The sequence below is a fragment of the Kribbella solani genome (assembly GCF_014205295.1).
Lineage (GTDB): Bacteria > Actinomycetota > Actinomycetes > Propionibacteriales > Kribbellaceae > Kribbella > Kribbella solani.
Window position 1 is genome coordinate 3,959,369 of the sequence record NZ_JACHNF010000001.1, and the last position, 20,967, is coordinate 3,980,335.

General features: G+C 68.9%; 22 protein-coding genes. 5 read left to right on the plus strand and 17 right to left on the minus strand.

Annotation, left to right across the window (positions count from 1 at the left end):
• Positions 1 to 479: 479 nt before the first annotated feature.
• A complete protein-coding gene (locus HDA44_RS17950) occupies positions 480 to 2,273 on the minus strand; it encodes a DEAD/DEAH box helicase (RefSeq protein WP_184835881.1) in 1,794 nt (597 codons plus the stop codon).
• A 58-nt stretch (positions 2,274 to 2,331) separates the two neighbouring features.
• Entirely contained in the window at positions 2,332 to 2,904 is a 573-nt protein-coding gene (locus tag HDA44_RS17955; protein ID WP_184835883.1) for a Uma2 family endonuclease, read from the minus strand.
• A 121-nt stretch (positions 2,905 to 3,025) separates the two neighbouring features.
• Here HDA44_RS17955 and HDA44_RS17960 point away from each other — a divergent pair, with 121 nt between their 5' ends.
• Positions 3,026 to 3,295 carry a DUF3039 domain-containing protein gene (locus HDA44_RS17960; RefSeq protein ID WP_184835885.1) on the plus strand — a complete coding sequence of 90 codons (270 nt, stop codon included), beginning with the start codon at positions 3,026 to 3,028 and terminating at the stop codon, positions 3,293 to 3,295.
• Between the two features lie 95 nt (positions 3,296 to 3,390).
• Here the strand turns inward: HDA44_RS17960 and HDA44_RS17965 are convergent, their stop codons facing one another.
• Genes HDA44_RS17965 through HDA44_RS17975 form a run of 3 tightly spaced genes read right to left on the minus strand, consistent with a single transcriptional unit; the run spans position 3,391 to position 5,807 of the window.
• Positions 3,391 to 3,948, minus strand: a complete 558-nt coding sequence (locus HDA44_RS17965) for a YqgE/AlgH family protein (RefSeq protein WP_184835888.1) — start codon at positions 3,946 to 3,948, stop codon at positions 3,391 to 3,393.
• Between the two features lie 36 nt (positions 3,949 to 3,984).
• Positions 3,985 to 4,380, minus strand: coding sequence for a VanZ family protein (locus HDA44_RS17970; protein ID WP_337906091.1), 396 nt, complete (start codon positions 4,378 to 4,380; stop codon positions 3,985 to 3,987).
• A complete protein-coding gene (locus tag HDA44_RS17975; protein ID WP_184835890.1) occupies positions 4,377 to 5,807 on the minus strand; it encodes an NAD-dependent malic enzyme in 1,431 nt (476 codons plus the stop codon). Before HDA44_RS17975 ends, HDA44_RS17970 begins: the two co-directional genes overlap by 4 nt.
• A gap of 119 nt (positions 5,808 to 5,926) precedes the next feature.
• On the opposite strand from HDA44_RS17975, the gene HDA44_RS17980 reads away from it, so the two are divergent.
• Positions 5,927 to 6,922 carry a LacI family DNA-binding transcriptional regulator gene (locus tag HDA44_RS17980; protein ID WP_184835892.1) on the plus strand — a complete coding sequence of 332 codons (996 nt, stop codon included), beginning with the start codon at positions 5,927 to 5,929 and terminating at the stop codon, positions 6,920 to 6,922.
• Positions 6,923 to 6,928: 6 nt separating this feature from the next.
• On the opposite strand, the gene HDA44_RS17985 is transcribed toward HDA44_RS17980, so the two are convergent.
• From HDA44_RS17985 to HDA44_RS18040, 12 genes are all read right to left on the minus strand, one after another.
• Complete coding sequence (locus HDA44_RS17985) at positions 6,929 to 7,150, minus strand: hypothetical protein (RefSeq protein ID WP_184835894.1); 222 nt, start codon at positions 7,148 to 7,150, stop codon at positions 6,929 to 6,931.
• A 59-nt stretch (positions 7,151 to 7,209) separates the two neighbouring features.
• Complete coding sequence (locus HDA44_RS17990) at positions 7,210 to 8,214, minus strand: substrate-binding domain-containing protein (protein ID WP_184835896.1); 1,005 nt, start codon at positions 8,212 to 8,214, stop codon at positions 7,210 to 7,212.
• Between the two features lie 39 nt (positions 8,215 to 8,253).
• Positions 8,254 to 9,285 carry an ABC transporter permease gene (locus HDA44_RS17995; protein WP_184835898.1) on the minus strand — a complete coding sequence of 344 codons (1,032 nt, stop codon included), beginning with the start codon at positions 9,283 to 9,285 and terminating at the stop codon, positions 8,254 to 8,256.
• Entirely contained in the window at positions 9,282 to 10,838 is a 1,557-nt protein-coding gene (locus tag HDA44_RS18000; RefSeq protein ID WP_184835901.1) for a sugar ABC transporter ATP-binding protein, read from the minus strand. Before HDA44_RS18000 ends, HDA44_RS17995 begins: the two co-directional genes overlap by 4 nt.
• 173 nt (positions 10,839 to 11,011) lie before the next feature.
• Entirely contained in the window at positions 11,012 to 12,526 is a 1,515-nt protein-coding gene (locus HDA44_RS18005) for an ABC transporter substrate-binding protein (RefSeq protein ID WP_184835903.1), read from the minus strand.
• 11 nt (positions 12,527 to 12,537) lie between these two features.
• Positions 12,538 to 13,314: an exonuclease/endonuclease/phosphatase family protein gene (locus HDA44_RS18010; RefSeq protein ID WP_184835905.1), complete on the minus strand. Its 777-nt coding sequence runs from the start codon at positions 13,312 to 13,314 to the stop codon at positions 12,538 to 12,540.
• Positions 13,311 to 13,901, minus strand: a complete 591-nt coding sequence (locus HDA44_RS18015; RefSeq protein ID WP_184835907.1) for a histidine phosphatase family protein — start codon at positions 13,899 to 13,901, stop codon at positions 13,311 to 13,313. The genes HDA44_RS18010 and HDA44_RS18015 overlap by 4 nt, the downstream gene beginning before the upstream one ends.
• On the minus strand, positions 13,898 to 14,887 hold the full coding sequence (locus tag HDA44_RS18020) for an ABC transporter ATP-binding protein (RefSeq protein WP_238353135.1): 990 nt from the start codon (positions 14,885 to 14,887) through the stop codon (positions 13,898 to 13,900). The genes HDA44_RS18015 and HDA44_RS18020 overlap by 4 nt, the downstream gene beginning before the upstream one ends.
• A 55-nt stretch (positions 14,888 to 14,942) precedes the next feature.
• Entirely contained in the window at positions 14,943 to 15,944 is a 1,002-nt protein-coding gene (locus tag HDA44_RS18025; RefSeq protein WP_184835912.1) for an ABC transporter ATP-binding protein, read from the minus strand.
• Positions 15,944 to 16,825 carry an ABC transporter permease subunit gene (locus HDA44_RS38570; protein WP_202887417.1) on the minus strand — a complete coding sequence of 294 codons (882 nt, stop codon included), beginning with the start codon at positions 16,823 to 16,825 and terminating at the stop codon, positions 15,944 to 15,946. Before HDA44_RS38570 ends, HDA44_RS18025 begins: the two co-directional genes overlap by 1 nt.
• 1 nt (position 16,826) lies before the next feature.
• The gene (gene nikB, locus HDA44_RS18035; RefSeq protein WP_184835914.1) at positions 16,827 to 17,753 is read right to left on the minus strand and encodes a nickel ABC transporter permease; all 927 of its coding nucleotides are present in this window, start codon (positions 17,751 to 17,753) and stop codon (positions 16,827 to 16,829) included.
• Positions 17,753 to 18,406: a helix-turn-helix domain-containing protein gene (locus HDA44_RS18040; protein WP_184835916.1), complete on the minus strand. Its 654-nt coding sequence runs from the start codon at positions 18,404 to 18,406 to the stop codon at positions 17,753 to 17,755. The genes nikB and HDA44_RS18040 overlap by 1 nt, the downstream gene beginning before the upstream one ends.
• 179 nt (positions 18,407 to 18,585) lie before the next feature.
• On the opposite strand from HDA44_RS18040, the gene HDA44_RS18045 reads away from it, so the two are divergent.
• Genes HDA44_RS18045 through HDA44_RS18055 form a run of 3 tightly spaced genes read left to right on the plus strand, consistent with a single transcriptional unit; the run spans position 18,586 to position 20,956 of the window.
• A complete protein-coding gene (locus HDA44_RS18045) occupies positions 18,586 to 19,530 on the plus strand; it encodes a DUF6772 family protein (RefSeq protein ID WP_184835918.1) in 945 nt (314 codons plus the stop codon).
• 4 nt (positions 19,531 to 19,534) lie between these two features.
• On the plus strand, positions 19,535 to 19,852 hold the full coding sequence (locus HDA44_RS18050) for a hypothetical protein (RefSeq protein WP_184835920.1): 318 nt from the start codon (positions 19,535 to 19,537) through the stop codon (positions 19,850 to 19,852).
• Positions 19,853 to 19,870: 18 nt separating this feature from the next.
• Positions 19,871 to 20,956 carry a LacI family DNA-binding transcriptional regulator gene (locus HDA44_RS18055; protein ID WP_184835922.1) on the plus strand — a complete coding sequence of 362 codons (1,086 nt, stop codon included), beginning with the start codon at positions 19,871 to 19,873 and terminating at the stop codon, positions 20,954 to 20,956.
• Positions 20,957 to 20,967: the final 11 nt, after the last annotated feature.

Here is a 20,967-nt window from a genome sequence, read left to right on the forward strand (position 1 = left end):
CCCATCCGCAACGAAACCGCGGCGCCATTTCAGGGGTGAACGTCTGCGGTTGTCCGTTCACCCTCCGCATGCGGCTGGTGAAGGGACAACGGCGGAGGTTCACCTCTCAAATGCTCACCGGCGCACAGGCAGCTGCGGCACCTGCCGGAACTGCCGGTGCAGCCGGTGCAGCCGGTGCAGCCGCGGGGCCATTTCAGGGGTGAACGTCTGAGGTTGTCCGTTCACCTGCCGCAGGCGGGGCGTGAAGGGGCAACGGGGGAGGTTCACCACTCAAATGCTCACCGGCGCATGGGGGTAGGAGGCGGTGCCGGGTGGGCCGGGGGTGGACTGCGGGGGTTGGCTCCGGGGGGTGGTGCGCTCCGGGGAGGGTGCGCTCCGGGGGGGTGGTGCGCTCCGGGGGGTGGTGCGCTCCGGGGGGGTGGTGCGCTCCGGGAGGTGGTGCGCTCCGGGGGGAGGTGGGCTCCCGGGGGCTCCGGGGGTCAGGCTCGGCGTTGGGTGGCCCAGTGGCGGAGTAGGTCTATGCGTTCGGTGAGTTGTAGGGAGGAGGCGTGGGCGGCGGCGGGGCCGCCTAGTTTGCGGCGGAGGTCGTTGTGGATTACGCCGTGGGGCTGGCCGGTGCGGTGGTTCCAGGCGGCTACCAGGCCGTTCAGCTCGCGGCGGAGCAGGGCGATCTGGTCGTGGGTGGCCAGCTCGGCCGGGGCGGGAGCCGGTTCGGCGGCGCCGCTGGAGCGCTGCGACTTCTTCTGCGCGGCCAGTGACTTCTGCTGACGCTTGTGCAGCAGCTCGCGGACCTGATCCGGCTCCAGCAACCCCGGAAGACCGAGGAAGTCCAGCTCCTCGTCCGACGCGTTGTCCCCGCCGGTGCCGTAGTCGCCGCCGTCGAACACCACCCGGTCGAAACTCGCATCCGACCCGAGCGCCTCGAAGTTGCCCTCCAGCTCGTCGCTGGCCCCCTCGGCCTGGTTCGCCTGCTTCAGCAGATCGTCCTCGAGCGCGAAGATGTCGCCGTCCTCGTTGCTGTTCTTCCGGCCGAGGACATGGTCCCGCTCGACCTCCATCTCGGCCGCGAACCCGAGCAGCCGGGTCACCGACGGCACGAACACCGACGCCGTCTCACCCCGCTTCCGGGCCCGCACGAACCGCCCGACCGCCTGCGCGAAGAACAGCGGCGTCGAGGTCGGCGTCGCGTACACCCCGACCGCCAGCCGGGGCACGTCCACACCTTCGGACACCATCCGGACCGCGACCATCCAGCGCGACTCGTCGTCGGAGAACTTCTGGATCTTCTTGCTGGCCGCCTTCTCGTCCGACAGCACCACCGTCGGCGCCTGACCGGTGAGCTCGCGGAGCGTCTTCGCGTACGCGCGGGCGGTGTTCTGGTCGCCCGAGATCACCAGACCGCCGGCGTCCGGCATGTGCCGGCGTACCTCGGTCAGCCGCTTGTCCGCGGCCGCGAGCACCGCGCCCATCCACTCCCCGGCCGGGTCCAGCGCGGTCCGCAGCGCCTGCGCGGTCAGGTCCTTGGTCAGTGGCTCGCCCAGCCGCGCGGCGACCTCGTCACCGGCCTTGGTCCGCCAGCGCATCTCGCCGGAGTACGACATGAAGATCACCGGGCGGACGACATGGTCACGAAGCGCGTGCCCGTACCCGTACGTGTAGTCGGCCTTGCTCCGGGCGACGCCGTCGTGCGCTTCCTCGTATGTGACGAACGGGATCGGGTTGTCGTCGCTCCGGAACGGTGTACCGGTCAGGCAGAGCCGGCGGGCCGCGGGCTCGAACGCCTCCCGGACGCCTTCACCCCAGCTCAGCGCGTCACCGCCGTGGTGCACCTCGTCCAGGATCACCAGCGTCTTGAACCGCTCGGTCCGGACCCGGAAGGCGAGCGGGTTCACCGCCACCCCGGCGTACGTGACCGCGACGCCCGTGAAGTCCTTGTTGGTCTTGCCACGCCGCCCGGCGAACGCCGGATCGATCGCGATCCCGGCCCGGTCCGCCGCCTCGGCCCACTGGACCTTGAGGTGCTCGGTCGGCGTCACCACGGTGATCCGCTCGATCTGCCGCCGCTGCAGCAGCTCGGCCGCGACGGTCAGCGCGAAGGTGGTCTTCCCGGCGCCCGGTGTCGCGACAGCAAGGAAGTCCCGCGGGTTGCTGTCGAGGTAGAGCTGCAACGCCTCCGCCTGCCAGGCCCGCAGCTTGCTCGCGGTACCCCAGGCGGCGCGGTCCGGGTACGCCGGCGGCAGCACCGCTGGACTGGCCGGAACGTGCGAATCCACAGACAGCTACTCCCCCGAAGTCGACAGTGTGCCGGGCAGGAAGATTACCCGAGATCGGTTACGAGATCAGATCCGTCGGCCGCACGGACACCTCGTACGGACTCGTCAGCCGCGCCACTTCGTCCCCGGTGACCTTCGCGACCTGCACGTATGCGCCGTCCCGCAGCTCCCACGCGATCAGGCTCGGCGTGTCGGGATCGACCACCCAGTACGCCGCGCAACCGGCCGCCTCCAGCCGGGAGAACTTCACCATCAGATCGAACCGCCGCGTACTCGGTGACAACACCTCGACCGCGAGCAACGGCGGCCCGGGCAGATCCCGCTTGGTGAAGGCATCCCGGCGGGCGACCAGGAGATCCGGAATCATCACCGTGTCGTCCGCCAGCACGACGTCGAACGGCGCGATCATGACATAGAGCTCCGGCGGGCAGGTCTGCCGCAGGTGGATGAACAGATTGCCGGCGACATCCTGGTGGTTCCACGACCGGCTGGGAGTCATCAGCAGACTCCCGTCGATGAGTTCGTACCGGTAGCCGTCATCGGGCATCCGATCGAGATCGGCTCTGGTCAGCGGCTTCGCCTGGCTCACCGGCGTCACGGGTGGGGTCGAAATGGGTTCCACGGCACTCATATTGCCTCCTTCGGTTGGTCACGTCCTAGAACATGCCGGGATCTGCCCCTGGTTGCCCCGGGATTCCCTGGGCTGTGGAAAAGTTCCTGGTCGGCTGGTGACACGTCCTACACTCGGGGGTATGAGTACTCAGCTGACCCCCGGCGCGGAGACGGTTGTCGACGAGCGGACCCAGACCTCGCCGGCCGAGCCCGGTGATCACGAGCGGTTCTCGCACTACGTGCCGAAGGACAAGCTGACCGAGGCGATGGTGATGGGTACGCCGGTGGTCGCGCTCTGCGGCAAGGTCTGGGTGCCGAGCCGGGACCCGCAGCGCTTCCCGGTCTGCCCGGAGTGCAAGGAGATCTGGGAGTCCCTCAACCCCGGCGACGACGAGGGCGGCGACGAGTAATCACCCACCGACGCGCCGGCGCCGGCGGCCGGCGCGCGGGTGATCGGCTGAGTCGCGGCCGTGCGGGTGATCGGCTGAGTCGCAGGTGGTTGCGGTCAGTTCTGGGTCGGGTCGTCCGGGTACGTGGCCAGGTACGCGACCTGGTCCGGTTGCCGGCGGAGCACCCGGCGCCAGAGGGTGCCGGGATCGTGGCCGAAGACGTCCTCGGGCCGGGATTCGACCACGTACCAGGCGCCTTCGGTGATCTCGCCTTCGAGCTGGCCGCTGGACCAGCCCGCGTACCCGGCGAAGATCCGCATCCGGGTGATCGCGCCCTCCAGCAGCACCGGCGGTACGTCGAGGTCGATCAGCCCGATCCGGCCGAAACATTCGCGCCAGCCGGGCGGGTCCGCGGACTCCACCACCTCGGCGACGGCGAGCGCGCTGTCGGTACCGACCGGTCCGCCCATGAACAGCACACCGGGCTCGTCCACCGCGGTCGACCAGTCCGGGAGTACGCGGTCGACGGTCAGATCGGCCGCGCGGTTCACCACCACCCCGAGCGCACCGTCGTCGTCGTGGTCCAGCAGCAGGATCACCGAGCGGCGGAAGGGCGGCTCGTCCAGCAACGGCGTCGCCACCAGCAGCGAACCGGTCAGAGTCGAGGCCGTCATACCTCCATCATGGCGTACGCCGGTACTCCCGGAGCATCACGCCGTACGCCGTAGCATCCACCGGCCGAACCAACTACCAAGCCACGCGCCAAGCGCGACACCGACCAGGTCGGCGAGTGAGTCGAACGGATCGCCATCACGCTGCGGCAACCACCAGTGCTGTACCAACTCGCTGACCACCGCGTTCGCCGCCAGCGCACCGAGCAACCAGCGCGCCGGCAAGCGCGCCATCAGCCCGGTCAACGCCACCGCACCGAACAGCAGGCAGTGCACGACCTTGTCCAGCTGCGGGACGCCCACGTCCGGACCCGCCTCGCGCGGCGCGTACACGGCGTACAGCTGAACCGCCACCGCTCCGGCGAAGAGGATGCGCCAGACCCAAAGCACAGTCCCGGAGCGGCGCTCGGCCGTCGTACGAACCAATCCAGTCACAGAGTCGGAGAGTCGTCCGGGAAGAGCTCCGCGGCCGGCGCCTTGCCACCAGCCGCGTCCCGGACCGCGTGCGCGACCATGGTGTGTACCTCCGGGTGGAAGACGCTGGGCACGATGTACGTCGCGTTCAGCTCCTCGTCCGTGACGACACCGGCCAGCGCCTTCGCGGCGGCCAGCTCCATCTCGACCGACACCTTCGACGACTGCGCGTCCAGCAGACCGCGGAAGACACCCGGGAAGACCAGCACGTTGTTGATCTGGTTCGGGTAGTCGCTGCGGCCGGTGGCGACCACCGCGGCGTGCTCGCCGGCCTCGGTCGGGTCCACCTCGGGGGTCGGGTTCGCCAGCGCGAACACGATCGCGTCGTCGTTCATGGTGGCGATGTCGGCGCCGGTCAGGATGTTCGGCGCGGAGACGCCGATGAACACGTCGGCGCCGGCCACCGCGCCCTTCAGGTTCCCGCTGTACTTGGCCGCGTTGGTGTTCTCCGCGATCCAGCGCAGCTCCGGCGACAGGCCGTCGCGCTCGGTGTGGATGACGCCGTCGATGTCGGCGACGCAGGTGTCCTTCACCCCGGCCGCGAGCAGCAGCTTGAGGATCGCGGTCCCGGCCGCGCCGGCGCCGGACAGCACCACGCGTACGTTCGAGATGTCCTTGCCGACGACCCGGAGCGCGTTGTAGAGCGCGGCGAGGACGACCACCGCCGTACCGTGCTGGTCGTCGTGGAAGACCGGGATGTCCAGCTCCTCACGCAGCCGGGCCTCGATCTCGAAGCAGCGCGGCGCGGAGATGTCCTCCAGGTTGATGCCGGCGAAGCCCGGCGCGATCGCCTTCACGATCGAGACGATCTCGTCCGGGTCCTGAGTGTCCAGGCAGAGCGGCCAGGCGTCGATGCCGGCGAACCGCTTGAACAGCGCGGCCTTGCCCTCCATCACCGGCAGCGCGGCCTTAGGGCCGATGTTGCCGAGGCCGAGGACGGCCGAACCGTCGGTGACGACCGCGACGCTGTTCCGCTTGATGGTCAGCCGGCGGGCGTCGTCGGGGTTGTTCGCGATCGCCAGGCAGACCCGCGCGACGCCTGGCGTGTAGATCATCGAGAGGTCGTCCCGGTTGCGGATCGGGTGCTTGGCCTCCATCGAGATCTTGCCGCCGAGGTGCATCAGGAAGGTCCGGTCCGAGACCCGGCCGATCTCGACGCCCGGGACCGCCCGCATCGCCTCGACCAGGCGGCCGGCGTGCTCGGTGTCGGCGGCGGCGCAGGTGACGTCGATCCGCAGCCGCTCGTGGCCGGACGCGGTCACGTCGAGCGCGGTGACCAGACCGCCGGCCTGCTCGACCGCGGTCGTCAGCTTGCTCACCGTCGAGCCACCCGCGGGCACCTCGAGGCGAACGGTGATGGAGTACGAAACACTCGGCAAGGCAGTCACGCGGGTGATCCTCTCACGCCACTGGTAATGCTCGGGGGTTACGTACGTAAAGTGCATGAGCTGGTTCTGGGTAATCCATTACCCGGCCGCTACTGTTCAGTCAGCGGAGGTGATTCGGCGTGGCGACTGTCAGCGATGTGGCGGCTCGGGCCGGGGTGTCTACGGCCACGGTGTCGCGCGCGCTGAACGGGAAGCCGACGGTCGACCCCGAGCTGGCCGAGCGGGTCCGGGCGGCCGCGATCGAGCTCGGGTACCAGCCGAACGGCCCGGCCCGGAACCTGCGCCGGCAGGAGGCGGCGGTGGTCGCGCTGATCATCTCCGACGTGGAGAACCCGTTCTTCACCGCGATCGCGCGCGGCGTCGAGGACGTCGCGCACGAGGTCGGGTACTCGGTGGTGCTGTGCAACTCCGACGAGAGCGCGGAGAAGGAGAACCGGTACGTCGACATCGCGATCCAGGAACGGGTCGCGGGCGTGATCCTGTCCCCGAGCGGCCCGGCCACGGCGGTCGCGAAACTGGCCGCGCGCGGGACCGCGTACGTCGCGGTGGACCGCCCGCTGCCCGGTCACGACAGCGACGTCGTCCTGGTCGACACCCGGCTCGCGGCCCGGGAGGCGACCGCGCATTTGATTGCCCAGGGCTACCAACGGATCGGTTGCGTGACCGGGCCGGCCGGCGTCCGCACCGCCGACGATCGGCTCGCCGGCTATCGCGACGCGCTCAAAGCCGCGCGCCGCCGGAGTACGCCCAAACTGGTCCGCCGGAGTGAGTACAAGGCGGCCGGAGCGCGTCGCGCGGCGCTAGAGCTGTTGTCCCAGCCGGAACCACCGGACGCGCTGCTGATCGCGAACAGCGCGATGGCGGTCGGCGTCCTGCAAGCCCTGCGGGAGCGGGGCGTACGGACCGGGCGCGACCTCGGCCTGGTCACCTTCGACGACGCGCCGTGGGCCGAGCTGGTCGATCCGCCGTTGTCAGTGGTCGCCCAGCCGGCGTACGAGCTCGGCACCGCGGCCGCGCGCCTGCTGCTGGCAAGAATCGCCGACAGCACCCGCCCCGCGACCACGACCACCCTGGGAGCCCGCCTACTGGAACGAGCCAGCTCCCACCGGACCTGAGCGAGCTCAGCCCCGCCCGCTCCCACCACGACCGGAACGCCGGCCGAAGAGGTTCTGCTGTTGTGCACCGTCGGATCGGCCCAGTTTGCTGCCGGCCTTCTTCGCCGCGGCCTGGACGTCCTTGTTCGCGACCTCCGCCTCGTCCATCGCCCGATTGACCTCGGTCGTGTACAACTCGAAAGCCTTGTTGGCAGCCTTGCCGGCCTTTTCATCTCTCTCGGAAACCATCGCTGTCCTCCTTGGCACCAGGCATTCGAACGATCGTTTGATCGTAGGAGCTGCCGGGGTCAGCCGTTCGGGTTCTCCTCGGCGTAGACCTTGGCGGCGTTGGAGGCGTCGATGGTTTGGGTCGGCAGGGTTTGGGTCTTCTCGATCGTGCCGCAGTCGACCAGGATCTTCTTCGCGGCCGCGATCGCCTCCTTGCCGTTGGTCGGGTACGTGAAGGTGGCCGCCAGCCGGCCCTGCTCGACCGCCTTGATCCCGCCGGACGGGATCGGCAGCGCGTCGATGCCGGTGAACTTCATCTCCTTCTCCCGGCCGACCGCCTTCGCGGCCAGGTACGCGCCCTCGGCCATCGGGTCGTTGTGCGAGAACACCACGTCGATCTTCGGGTTCGCCTTCAGCAGCGCGTCCATCTGCGCCTGGCCCTTCTCCCGCAGCCAGTCACCGCTCGCGCCGGCGATCACCTTGACCTTCGGGTTGCCCTTGATCCCCTCGACGAACCCCTCGTGCCGCTCGGCCTGCGGCGTCGCGCCGGCAAGTCCCTTGAGCTCCACCACGTTCCCGCCCGAAGGCAGCAGCTTCTCGGCGATGTACTTGCCGGCCTCGCGCCCGATCTGCACGTTGTCGCCGCCGATGAACCCGGTGTACGCGTCACCCTCGACCTTCCGGTCCAGCACGATCACCGGAATGCCCTTGTCGTACGCCTTCTTCACCACCGCGGTCAGCGGCTTGGCCTCGTTCGGGCTGATGATCAGCAAATCGATCTGCTGGGTGATGTAGTTCTCCACGTCCGCGACCTGCTTGGCGTTGTCCTGCGCCGCGTCGGCGAACTTCACGTCGAACTGCGGTACGTCCTTGGCGGCGGTCTTGATGTCGTCGTCCATCCGCTGCCGGTACGGCTCGGCGACGTTCGCCTGGCTCATCCCGATCGTGTACTTGCCGTCGGCCCCCTTGCAGGACTTGGACGCGCCGGGCGAGGCGCCCGAGGTCTTGTCGCTGGTGGTGCCGCACCCGGCCAGTACCAGCGCGGCAACGGCAGCCGCGGCAACGGGGATTTTCACAGAACGCATGACGAACCTTCCTTACGGGGTGGGCCTTACGAAGTGGGGCTACGAGGTGGGACGGAGTCGTTGCAGCGCGGCGGCGGCGACGATCACCAGGCCCTTGATCAGGAGCTGGATGTTGGAGTCGATGTTGTTCAGGGCGAGGATGTTGTTCAGGACGCCGAGCAGCAGCGCGCCCGCCACCGTTCCGGCCACCGAGCCGCGGCCGCCGGCCAGGCTGGTCCCACCGATCACCACCGCGGCGATCGCGTCCAGCTCGTACCCGATCCCGTCGTTCGGGCTGCCCTGGTTGAGCTGGACGGCGTGCACGATCCCGGCCAGCGACGCGAGCAGCCCGCAGATCGCGAACACCGCGATCTTCACCCGCACCACCGGTACGCCGGACAGCCGGGCCGCCTTCTCGTTGCCGCCGACCGCGTACAGATGCCGGGAGAACGCACTGATCCGGAGAAACACCACCGCGGCGATCGCGACCACGGCGAAGATCAGCACCGGGATCGGTACCAGGCCGCCGAAGGTTCGCTCGCCGAGCAGCGCGAACGACGTCGGCGCCTCGTTCGGCCCGTCGCCGTACGCGATCGCGACGCCTTGGCCACCGGACCAGATCCGGGCCAGACCTCTGGCTATCTGTAAGCCTGCCAACGTCACGATGAAGGACTGGATCCCGATCATCGCGGTCGCGATGCCCTGCAGCGCACCGAAGACCAGGCCGATCAGGAGTACGAGCACGACCGACGGCAGGAAGCCCCAGTCGTTCTCCACCATCAGGACCGCCGAACCGACCGCCGCGAGCCCGAGTACCGCGCCGACCGAGAGATCGATGCCGCCGATCAGGATCACGAACGTCATCCCGACCGCGATGATGCCGATCTCGGACACCGCCCGGACCACGTTCGCCAGGTTGTCGGCGCTGATGAAGAGGATGTCGCCGTTCTTCCGCGGCGAGAAGATGATCGCCGCGATGAACACCGCGATCAGCCCGAACACGCTCTGGAACCGGAACAGCGTCGCGGCCACTCCGGCGGACGACTGCCCGACCGGTGTCGCCGCCACGGCCTTGTCCTGTACGTCGGTCACCGTACTCCTCCGACCTCGTCGTGAACTGTTCCTTGCCCCATCGCCGCCGCCAGCAGGTCGCCTTCGCCGGAGTCCGCGGTACTGAACGACGCCACGTCCCGCCCGTCACGCAGTACCACCACGCGATCGCATACCCCGATCAGCTCGGGTAGTTCGGAGGACGCGAGCAGTACGCCCATGCCCTGCGCGGCGAGCTCGCCCAGGAGCCGGTAGATCTCCGCCTTCGCGCCGATGTCGACGCCGCGCGTCGGCTCGTCGAGCAGCAGCAGCTTCGGCTCGGTCAGCAGCATCCGCGCGAACACCACCTTCTGCTGGTTACCGCCGGACAACGTGCCGACCTCGTCCTGCAGCCGGCCGAACTTCAGCCGCAACCGGTCCGCCATCGACACGGTCGCGGCCCGCTCCATCCGCTTCGCGATCACGCCGAGCCGTCCGTACGCCGGCAGGCTCGAGACGACCGTGTTCGCCAGGATCGAGTGGAACAGGACCAGGCCGGAAGCGCGCCGGTCCTCCGGTACGAAACCGATGCCGTGGGCAAGGGCCTGGCGCGGCCGGTGGACCTGGATCGGCTTGCCCTGGAGCAGGATTCGACCGAGTCGCGGACCGCTGGGCGCGACCCCGTACAAGGTCTCGAGCAGTTCGGTACGGCCGGCGCCGAGCAGGCCGGCCAGGCCGACGATCTCGCCGGCGCGGACGGTCAGCGAGATGCCGTCCGGGTCGCGGCGGCCGGGGCGCGGGCGGCGCGGACGGACGACCAGGTTCTCGACCCGGAGCAGTTCGTCGCCGGTCTGCGCGTCCGGGGTGGTGAACATGGTCTGTACCGGCCGGCCGACCATCGCCTCGACGACTTCGGCCGTACTCAACTCGCGCGGGTCGAAGCTGGTGACGATCCGGCCGTTCCGGAGCACCGTGGCGCGGTCGGCGATCTGCGCGATCTCCTCCATCCGGTGCGAGATGTAGACGATGCCGACGCCGCTCTGCCGGAGCTCGCGGATCACGTCGAAGAGCCGCTCGACCTCGGCGGTGGTGAGTGCCGAGGTGGGTTCGTCCATGATCAGCACCCGCGCGTCCAGGGCGATCGCCTTCGCGATCGTGACCAGCTGCTGCTCGCCGACCCGGAGCTCGCCGACCGGGCGGCGCGGGTCGAGACTGACCCCGCTGCGGTCGAGCAGCTCGCGGGCGGAGCGTTCCATCCGGCGGCGGTCGACGGTCCGCAGCGGCGTACGCAACTCGCGCCCGAGGAAGATGTTGTCCGCCACGGAGAGGCCGGGTACGAGGTCCAGCTCCTGGTGGATCATCGCGATGCCCGCGGACTGCGCGTCGGTCGGGCCGTTGAAGCGCACCGGCTCGCCGTTGATCGCGATCGTGCCGTCGTAGTCGGTGACGTCGCCGGACAGGATCTTCATCAGCGTCGACTTGCCGGCGCCGTTCTCGCCGAGCAGCGCGTGCACCTCACCGGCGCCGAGGACGAAGTCCACTTCCTGGCAGGCCTGCACGCCGCCGTACCGCTTCCCGATCCGGGTCATCCGGATCAGGTCAGCGTGTTCGGCCATGACACCTCCGCGCCGGGGTCGGAAATCCGAGTAATCGATTTCCCGGACGCTAGACCGCGTCCCTCGGACGCGTCAAGCCCTCAGACACCCTCTGGCGGCGAACGGGCGGAACCGTGACCCAGCTTCGTCGCTGGGACGGTCCGCCCGGCACCCTTTCCACTACGATCGAATGGTCAGCTGACGGTCACCTTCGCGAAGAGTGGACGGCCGCTCGGTGGCATCACGAAGCCCTGGACGCGGCTGCGGATGGCCGAGTTCGAGGCCAGGTCCGCCGGGAAGATGCCGACCGCGTCGTCCCAGAGCAGTTGGCCGGCCTCCTGGTACAGCTTCGGCCGCGCGGCCTGGTCCACCGACGAGCGCGCGTCCAGGAGCAGCTTGTCGACGGCCGGGTTGCAGTAGCCGTTGCGCTTCGCGGCACACACGTACAGGCGGGCCAGCGTGTAGTCGGCGTCGCCGGTGCCGGTGACGTTGGTCTGGAGGTTCATGTCCCAGTTGAGCTTGCCGAAGTCCTCCAGCCACTGGGCGCGTTCCTTCTCCAGCGGTTTGACGGTGACGCCGATCTTGGCCCAGTCCGAGATCATCGCCTGCGCCAGCGCGCGGATGTTCGGCCCGCCTTCGAGCGGCCACTGCATCGACGTGGTGAACCCGTTCGGGTACCCGGCCGCGGCCAGCAACTGCTTCGCCTTCGCCGGGTCATAGCTGTACGGCGACAACTTCGGCGCCCCGATCACGCCCTGTGCGACCGGGGCCTGCGCCACCGTCGCCAGCTCGCCGAACAGGTCCTTCACCGTGCCTTCGAGGTTCAGCGCGTGCCACATCGCCTGTCGTACGCGCTTGTCGTTGAACGGTTTGCGGTTGGAGTTGAACCAGTCGAAGTAGTACGTCCAGCTCGGCGTCGTCGCGTAAGTGATCGAGTCACTGCCCTTGACCGATCCGACCTGGTCCGGCGGGATCTGCGTGAGTACGTCGACCTCACCGTTCTGCAGCGCGGTGATCCGCCCGGACACCTCCGGGATGTTCACGAACTCCAGCTTGCCGAGCTTCGGCGCGCCGTCCCAGTACGTCGGGTTCGCGGCCAGCTCCAGCTTCTCGTCGGGCTTGAACGCGGACACCGTGAACGGCCCGGTCCCGATCGGCTTGGTGAAGAACCCGTCCGCGTTGACCTTGCCGGCCGGTCCGATGAACAGGAGCGTCAGGGAACTCAGCAACGTACCGAGTGGTTTGCTGGTCTTGACCGTGATGGTCCGGTCGTCGGTCGCGGCGAACGACGTCACGGTCGAGTACAGCGGTACCAGCGGGCCGTCGAGTTTCTGATGGCGCTGGTACGAAGCGACCACGTCCTTCGCGGTGAACGGCGTACCGTCGGAGAACTTCACGCCCGGGCGGAGTTCGAACACCCAGGTGTTCGGATCGGGGTTCTCCCAGGACGTGGCCAGTACGGGCACGATCTTGCCGCCGTCGACACGGACCAGCGGTTCCATGATTTGCTGGATCGCGGTCTGTACCGCCTCCTCACCCGCGTACTTGTGGGTGTCCAGCGAGACCGGGAACATCGCCGGCGCGTACCGCAGGACCTGATCACCGCCGCCGCTGCTGCTCGGTTCACTGGCCGGTGAACACGCGGCCACTGTGACCACACTGGCCAGTGCGACGACGCCGAGCGCCGCCACGAATCGCTTCCTCAACACAGGGGTTCTCCTCAGGGGTGGTGCCGCGTGAACGAATAGGTGGCGACGACTGGGTAGTGGTCGGAGGGGGCGCGGCCGTCGTGGAAGAAGTCCACGACTTCGCTGGTACGGGCGGCGAGGGGGCCGCGGGCGAAGATCCAGTCGATCGCTTTGGGTGGTGAGGCGAGCGGTGACAACCGGGTTCCGATCGGACCGGTGGCAACCGTCGGCACGACCGGATGGGTCACCGGTGAGTGCCGGCCGAGCGCGGTGAAACTGTCCAGGAACCCGGCGTTGCCGAGCTCCCACTGCGGTGGGCCGATGTCGTTGATGTCGACGGTGAACAGGCAGGCGCCGTCGCCGGCCAGACGTTCGAGCGTCGCGCCGATCGCGCGGGCCTGGGCGATCCGGCGGTTGACGTGGTCGGCGCGTTCGTCGGCGTGCCCGGGCCAGGTGAGGTGCGCGGTGCTGAAGAGCAGTTCGCTGCCGTCGGGCGTGCGGAGGCGTACCCAGAACAGGCGGGCGTCCGGCGAGAGGATGCCGACGTCCTCGGCGCCGTGGTCGAGTTTGGTGAACAGATCGCGGCGCCACCAGAGGTTGCTCTGCGTCGCCCAACCGGCTTCACCGTCGATGCGGTCGTGCTCGGGAAGCACTTCGTCGAGGAGGTCACGGGTGACCGGGCGCAGCTCCTGTACGGCGAGCAGGTCCGGCGGGCGGATCGTGAACAGGCTCTCCAACGCGGCCCGGCGCTCGTCCAGGTAGAACTCCGACCAGAGGTTGTAGGTCATCGCCACGAAGGTGGAAGTCATCGATCCGTCCCGGTCGGCACGTTGTACGAGGTCAGCCCGTCGAGGTGAAGCACGGTCAACGAGCAGTTGCAGGGCGGGTCAAGCGCCATCTCCCCACCCGCGGACAGCCGCAACGCGGAAGCCGCCGCAACCCGAATCGGTCCACCATGAGTAACAACCAACACACATTTGAAATCTGTGATATCCCGCGCTGCCTCCCACACTCGGGCGCGTAGCTGGCTGAAGGTTTCTCCGCCTCCTCTTGCGATGTCTTCGCCGCGGGCGAACGCGTCCACGACGTCGGGCTCCTCGGCGTACACGTCCGTGAACGTCCGCCCGCCCCACGACCCGACGTCGATCTCGCGCCAGCGCCGGTCGATGCGTACGTCGACGTGATCCCGGCTGTCCAAGTACGGCTGCAGCGTCTCGGTCACGCGTTGCAGATCACTCGCGACCACCGCATCGATCGCGTACGTACGCAAGTAGTCGGCAGCGTCCTTTGCCTGCTGGCGCCCGCGCGCGCTCAGGCCCGTACCCTGCTGACCCTGATAGCGATGCTCGGCGTTCCACAGCGACTCGCCGTGGCGGAGAAGGAGAAGTTCGGTCATCGGGCGGCTCCCGCGAGTTCGGTGGCGAAGTGGCATGCGGCCGGATGCAGTTCGAGACGGGTGGTCAGCTCCGGTACGTCGTCAGCGCAGCGGTCTTCCGCCTTCCAGCACCTGGTCCGGAAGCGGCAACCCGACGGCGGCTCCGCCGGGGACGGCACGTCGCCGCCGATGATGATCTGTTCGCGCGCCGGTTTGTCCCACGGTTTCGGGTCCGGCACCGCGGACAGCAGCGCCTGCGTGTACGGGTGCAGCGGTCGCGCGAAGAGTTCGTCGACCGGAGCGGTTTCGACCACGCGGCCGAGGTACATCACCGCGACGCGTTCGGAGATGTGGCGTACGACAGACAGGTCGTGCGCGATGAACAAGTACGCGAGACCGAGGTCCCGGCGGAGGTCCTCCAGCAGGTTCAGCACCTGTGCCTGGACCGATACGTCCAGCGCCGAAACGGCTTCGTCGCAGATCACCAGTTTGGGGCGGAGGGCGAGCGCGCGGGCGATCCCGATCCGCTGCCGCTGACCGCCGGAGAACTGGTGTGGATAGCGTTTCGCGTGATCCGGGTTCAGGCCGACGCGTTCGAGGAGTTCGCGGACCTCGGCACGGTGCCGGTCGCGGGGTACGACGTCGGGGTGGATCTGCCAGGCCTCGGCGATGATCTGCTCGACGGTCGCGCGGGGGTTGAGGGACGCGTACGGGTCCTGGAAGATCATCTGCAGCTGGCGGCGTACCCGGCGCATGGATGCTTTGGGCAACGAGGTGAGCTCCTCGCCGTCGAAGACGATGCTGCCGGAGCGCGCCTGCTCCAGCCCGATGATGGTCCGCGCCACGGTCGACTTCCCCGACCCCGACTCCCCCACCAGCCCGAGCGTCCCACCGGCCGGAATCTCGAACGACACGCCTGCCACTGCCTGAATTTCGCCCACCCGCCGCCGCAGCACCGCGGACCTGAGCGGAAAGGATGTGTGCAGGTCCCGCACCGACAACAACATCTCCCGCGCGGAAGGCGAGCCGGGGTGCGAACCAGTGGGGGTGCTGAATTGCGGTTCAGCCGGCATGGAGGGCTCCTTCCGGGTGGTGGCAGGCGGCTTGGTGGGTGGCGGGGCGGGTGGGGAGGTGGGCCAGCTCGGGCTGAGTGGTGGTGCAGAGGGCGTCGGCGTACTGGCAGCGGGGGTTGAAGGAGCAGCCGGTTGGAAGAGCGAGCAGGTCGGGTGGAGCGCCTTGAATGGGAGTGAGGCGGTCGCGCGGACCGTCCAGGGCGGGGACCGACGCCATCAGCCCGGACGTGTACGGATGCGCGCTGTGTTCGTACACCTCACGCAACGGACCGGTCTCGACGACGCGACCGGCGTACATCAGGACCACCCGATCGGCGACGTCGGCGACCACGCCGAGGTCATGCGTGATCAGCACCAGCGACATGCCCTCCTCGGCCTGCAGCCGGGTCAGCAGGTCCATGATCTGCGCCTGGACCGTGACGTCGAGGGCGGTCGTCGGCTCGTCCGCGATCAGCAGTTTCGGCGCCAGCGCGAGCGCCATCGCGATCATCACCCGCTGCCGCATCCCGCCGGAGAACTGGTGCGGATAGTCGTCCAGCCGCTTCGACGCCGCTGGTATACCAACCCGTTTCATCAGCTCCAGCGCCTCCGCCCGGGCCTGCTTCCGGGACGCGCCGCGATGCCGGCGGAACATCTCGCCGATCTGCGTACCGACCCGGAACACCGGGTTCAGCGAGCTCAACGGGTCCTGGAATACCATCGCGATCTCCCGCCCGCGGAGGCTTTTCGCCGTCCCGGCGGCGAGCAGATCGCGCCCGTCGTACGAAACGCTGCCGCCCGTGACCCGGCCGGCCGGCTTCGGCACGATGCCCAGCAACGCCTGCGCGGTCACGCTCTTCCCGCTCCCGGACTCGCCGAGCAGCGCGACCGTCTCCCCGGCCGCGACGTCGAACGAGGCCCCGTCGACCGCGGTCACCACGCCACCGGAGGTCGCGAATTCGACCCGCAACTCCCGCACGCTCAGCAGCGGGTTCAGCACGCCGTCACCCATCACAGGCTCCTCAACCGCGGGTCGTACCGGTCCCGGAGCGCGTCACCGAGCACGCCGAGCGAGATCACCAGGAACGCCAGCGCGATCCCCGGAACGGTCGAGATCCACCACGCGTCGGCGAGGTAGTTGCGGCCGTTCGCGATCGTCACGCCCCAGCTCGGCGTACTCGCCGGGGTGCCGAGGCCGAGAAAGCTCAGCGACGCCTCGGCGAGGATCACGTGCCCGATCTCGACCGTCGCGACCACCAGCACCGGCGCGACACAGGCCGGCAGGACGCACCGGGTGATCAGCCGCCAGGTGCCGGCGCCGAGGGTCCGGGACGCGTCGACGAACTCCCGCCGCCGGGTCGCCAGCGCCTGCCCGCGCGCTACCCGGGCGAAGGTCACCCAGTTCGCGACCGCGAGCACGATCACCACGTTCACCACCGAGGGACCGAGCAGCGCGGCGATGAAGATCGCCAGCAGGATCGAGGGAAACGCCAGCTGGATGTCGGCGAGCCGCATCAGTACGCCGTCCAGCCAGCCGCCGAAGTACCCGGCGGCCAGTCCGATGGTGACGCCAATGGTTCCGGCGAGCAGCAGCGTCGCCAGCCCGACCGCGATCGAGATCCTTGCCCCCTGCAACATCTGGGCGAGCAGGTCCTGACCGACCTGGTCGGTGCCGAAGATCGCGAACGACCCGTCCGACAGCCGGCTGAACGGTGGTTTCAGCCGGTCGGCGGTCCGGGTGTCGACCGGGTTGTAGTGGACCAGCCACGGCCCGATCGCCGCGGCCACCACGTACCCGGCGATCACCGTGAACCCGAACCGGATTCGCGCCGACCCGGCCCGGTTACGCCGGCGCGCGGCCACCGGCGCCGGTACCGAAAGTTCGACAGTCACGTCAGTCACCCGCCAGACGGACCCGCGGGTCCAGGAAGCCGTACAGAAGGTCAACGAGCAGGTTGATGCCGACGAAGATCGTTGCCACCAGCAAGATCGACGCCTGGACCACGCCGTAGTCGCGGCGCCCGATCGAGTCGATCAGCAACCGGCCGACACCGGGCCAGGCGAACACCGTCTCCACGATCACGGTGCCGCCGAGCAGCGCACCGAGCTGCAGCCCGACCACGGTCACGATCGGGATCAGCGCGTTCCGCAACGCGTGCACGAGGATCACGATCCCCTCGCCGAGTCCCTTCGCCCGCGCGGTCTGCACGTACCCCTCGTGCACCACTTCGAGCAGGCCGCTCCGGGTCAGCCGGACCAGGATCGCCAGGAACGGCAGCGCGAGCGTGATCGTTGGCAGCACCAAGTGTGACCAGGTACCGGAACCCGCGCTGGGCAAGACTTTCAGGCCGCGCGCGAACACCAGGATCAGCACGATCCCCAGCCAGAACGACGGCGTCGACTGGCCCATCAGCGAGAACACCGAGATCGTCCGGTCGACCCAGGTGTGCGCCCGCAGCGCCGCGATCACGCCGAGCGGCAGACCGATCAGCAACGACAGCAGCAGCGCGGTCGACGCCAGCTGGATGGTGGCCGGAACCCGTTGCAGGACAAGGCTCATCGAGTCCGCGTTCAGCCGGAACGACTCGCCGAAGTCGAGGTGCACGACGTTCGCCAGGTACGTCGCGTACTGCTGGATCAGCGAGTGATCGAGCCCGAGCTGGGCGCGGAGCGCGGCGACCTGCGCCTGGTCCGCGTCCGGCCCGAGCATGATGTACGCCGGGTCGCCGGGCACCAGCCGCAGTACGACGAAGATGATCGTGACGGCGCCCCACAGCACGAACAGCGAGAAGAACAGCCGCCGGACAACGTACGCCCCCATCAGACGCCGCTCCGCAGTACCGAAACCACGCGCCGGAGCTCGTCGATCGAGCCGGGCTGGATCAGCTCCGCGCCGAGCGCGCCCGCGCAACTGCCGTCCCGCGCCCGCACCGGCACCGCGACCATCCGCGGCAACGACGCGACCGGCCGCGCGTTGTGCGCGAACCCGGACAGCCGAATCCGCTGCAGGGTGTCGAGCAGATCCGGCGTACCGCTGACCTGATCGACCGGAAGAGCAGAAAGGTACGCGCGACCGAGCGCACTGCGATGCAGCGAAACCGCGTGCCCCGGCCGAATTACCGGGGCGCCCGCGCCGTCGGCAACCGCGGTGATCTGGAGGACCGTGCCGGTGCTCTTCGGTAGTGGTTTGGCGAGGACGACCAGGCGGCCGAGGCGGTTGCCGAGGGCGGCGAGGGCGTGCTCGGAGCCGGGCCGGCGGTCGGTCGTCCGGCGCAGCGCGGACAGGCCGTCGCGCGCGGTGTAGCGGTGGTCGCCGACCCGGTCGGCCAGTCCGTGGGCGCAGAAGGTGGCCAGAATCCGGTGCACGGTGCTCTTGTGCAGACCCACCGTGACGGCCAGCTCGGTCACGCCGTACGCGCGGTCCTCGCGGTTCAGCTCAGCCAGGACGGTGAGCGCACGACTCAGCGACTGCATGGATGCCTCCCAGGGGAAAGGGGGAACCACCGTGAACGTTAACGGTAGCGTTAATGCACCGTAGAAGCGTGTTATTTACGTGTCAATAGACCAGCGTTGCTCAGGGCGAAACGACCCATTGACGGGCAATTCCCGTGAACGTTAACTTGACCGCACATCCACTTCCTGGGAGGCACTGCGTGACGACATCCGACGTGCGCGCCGCTCTGCTCGCCGCCGATCCGCGGCTGTCCAAGTTCTCGCCGCTGCCGCGCATCCTGGCGTTCGACGAGTTCGACAGCGGTACGCACGGCTGGACCGAGCTGCTCGGCAACTACAACGGTCGCGGCGACCTGAGCACGGTCGACGACCACATGCGCGACTTCCGGCCGCCGCAACTGTCGGCCTGCAACTTCTTCGACATCGGTACCCACGGCGCGCTCAGCGGCACGTACGCGCTCAAGCTCGCCACCCGCCCGTACAAGGGCCACACCGCGGTGGCGATCCGGCGGCTGACGATGAGCGGCCGCGGACTCGTCCAGCTGGAGACGTACTTCGCCTTCAAGTCCGAGGCAACGCTCGGCGGCGGCGCCGAACTGGACAACTTCGGCGACGTGCAGTGGGACGGCAACACCCATCCGTCCGAGGCGCAGTTCGGCGCGTTCACGGTCGCGACGGATCTCTGCGGCGACGGTGGGCTGCGGTACCACACGGTCGCGCGATACCAGAACACCGATCTGGACAACCACTTCACCCGGCAGTGGATCGCGCCGACCGTACCCGAACCGACGCCGCGGGAGCACTTCGAAGGCAAGGTGAAACTGCCGTACGCGGCCGACTTCACCGCGCCGAACCCGGAGGACTGGCAGGCGTTCGGTGAGCCGCAGGAGCTCTGCTACAACGAGGTCCCGACCAAGGTGAACTGGCACTACCTGCGCTGGCTGATCGACACCGACAAGCGCAAGAACGTCGAGCTGCAGGTCAACGACCGGGTGATGGACATGCGCGACGTGCCGGTCCCGCCGTACGAGGAACGCTACGAGACGCTCGAGAACCTGTTGAACTTCTACTTCTCGGTCCGCACCCACAGCTCCGTACGCAACTTCCTCTTCCTCGACTCCGTCCTCATCTCGGTTGATTGGTAGGCCCATGCGACAGTCCCTGACGGCGGTCCTGGAACGCGACACCACGTTCGGCACCGGCTTCGCCACCGAGCCGTACGAGGTTGCCTGGGCGAGTGAGGCACGCTGGTTCGTGCAGCACGTCGGCGGTACCGGTACGGCCACGTACGTCACCCAGGTCTCCCCCGACGGCATCACCTGGTGTGACCTCGACGAGCTGGAGCACGTCGCCGTACCGGGCAAACTGGTGAGCTGGCCGGCCACCGGGTTCGGCCACTGGCTGCGGCTGCGCGCTAAGGTCGAGGGCTCGGTCCAGGTCCGGATCCACCTGGCCGTGAAGGCATAGAGAAAGTAGGCGGGGGCGATGACTGAGGCACGGCGCGCGACGCTGCGGGACATCGCGTCCGCGCTCGGGCTGTCGGTGAACACCGTGTCCCGCGCGCTCGGCGACAAGGACAGTGTCAGCGCGCGGACCCGGGCCGCCGTGCAGGCCGAGGCGGCCCGGATCGGGTACGTCCCGAACACGCTGGCCCGGTCGCTCGTCCTCGGCTCCGCGATGACGCTCGGGCTGGTCATCACCAACCCGTCCAACCCGTTCTACGCGCAGCTGATCAGCAGCATCGAGCTTCGGGTCCGCGCCCAGGGGTACTCGTTGCTGCTGCTCGTCACCGACGAGAGCGCGGAGAACGAGCAGCGCGCCACCGAGGCATTGCTGCGCTCCGCGGTCGACGGCGCGGTGGTCGTCCCGGTGCAGGCCGAGTGGGACCACTGGCGCCGCGTCCGCGACACCGGTATCCCGCTGGTGTTCGTCAACCGTGACGTACCCGAGCTCGACTGCGACATGGTCGGGGTCGACTACGAACGCGGATCGTACGAGGCGACCAGCCACCTGGTCGCGGGCGGCGCGCGCCGGCTGCTCCTGCTCGAAGAGGACCTGCCGATCACCACCACCGCGGACCGGATCAGCGGCTTCCGGCGCGCGATGACCGACGCCGGGCTGGACGTCTCCGACGACCTGATCCGTACGGTCCCGACGCGGCGGTACGACTCGCTGGCACTGCCCTGGCAGCCGGAGGAGGCGTACCGGTTCGCGCAAACGCTCTTCACCGACGGGCATCCGGACGCGATCGTGACCGGCAACGACTACTTCGCCCTCGGGTTGCTCCGGGTCCTCGCCGAACGCGGCCTGACCGTACCCGACGACGTCGCGATCACCGGCTACGGCGACCACCCGTACGCGGCGTACCTGCAAACGCCCCTCACCACGGTCCGCCTCCCCGCGGCCGAGGTCGGCACCACCGCCGTCGACCTCCTCCTCCAACGCCTGAAGACCACCGTCGAGCGCCCCCGAAAGACCCTGATCCGGCCGGAGCTGGTGGTGCGTGCCTCAACGGGCGGACGCCCAACACTCACCAACCTCCAGGACCAGCCGAGTGCGACGCTCAGCTGAGCGGGGACTCG

Coding starts and splice junctions, on each gene's coding strand:
- HDA44_RS17955 (WP_184835883.1), bottom strand. CDS start 2,904: ATGAGTGCCGTGGAACCCATTTCGACCCCACCCGTGACGCCGGTGAGC.
- HDA44_RS17960 (WP_184835885.1), top strand. CDS start 3,026: ATGAGTACTCAGCTGACCCCCGGCGCGGAGACGGTTGTCGACGAGCGG.
- HDA44_RS17965 (WP_184835888.1), bottom strand. CDS start 3,948: ATGACGGCCTCGACTCTGACCGGTTCGCTGCTGGTGGCGACGCCGTTG.
- HDA44_RS17985 (WP_184835894.1), bottom strand. CDS start 7,150: ATGGTTTCCGAGAGAGATGAAAAGGCCGGCAAGGCTGCCAACAAGGCT.
- HDA44_RS17990 (WP_184835896.1), bottom strand. CDS start 8,214: ATGCGTTCTGTGAAAATCCCCGTTGCCGCGGCTGCCGTTGCCGCGCTG.
- HDA44_RS18000 (WP_184835901.1), bottom strand. CDS start 10,838: ATGGCCGAACACGCTGACCTGATCCGGATGACCCGGATCGGGAAGCGG.
- HDA44_RS18010 (WP_184835905.1), bottom strand. CDS start 13,314: ATGACTTCCACCTTCGTGGCGATGACCTACAACCTCTGGTCGGAGTTC.
- HDA44_RS18015 (WP_184835907.1), bottom strand. CDS start 13,901: ATGACCGAACTTCTCCTTCTCCGCCACGGCGAGTCGCTGTGGAACGCC.
- HDA44_RS18020 (WP_238353135.1), bottom strand. CDS start 14,887: ATGTTGTTGTCGGTGCGGGACCTGCACACATCCTTTCCGCTCAGGTCC.
- HDA44_RS18025 (WP_184835912.1), bottom strand. CDS start 15,944: ATGGGTGACGGCGTGCTGAACCCGCTGCTGAGCGTGCGGGAGTTGCGG.
- nikB (WP_184835914.1), bottom strand. CDS start 17,753: ATGGGGGCGTACGTTGTCCGGCGGCTGTTCTTCTCGCTGTTCGTGCTG.
- HDA44_RS18040 (WP_184835916.1), bottom strand. CDS start 18,406: ATGCAGTCGCTGAGTCGTGCGCTCACCGTCCTGGCTGAGCTGAACCGC.
- HDA44_RS18050 (WP_184835920.1), top strand. CDS start 19,535: ATGCGACAGTCCCTGACGGCGGTCCTGGAACGCGACACCACGTTCGGC.
- HDA44_RS18055 (WP_184835922.1), top strand. CDS start 19,871: ATGACTGAGGCACGGCGCGCGACGCTGCGGGACATCGCGTCCGCGCTC.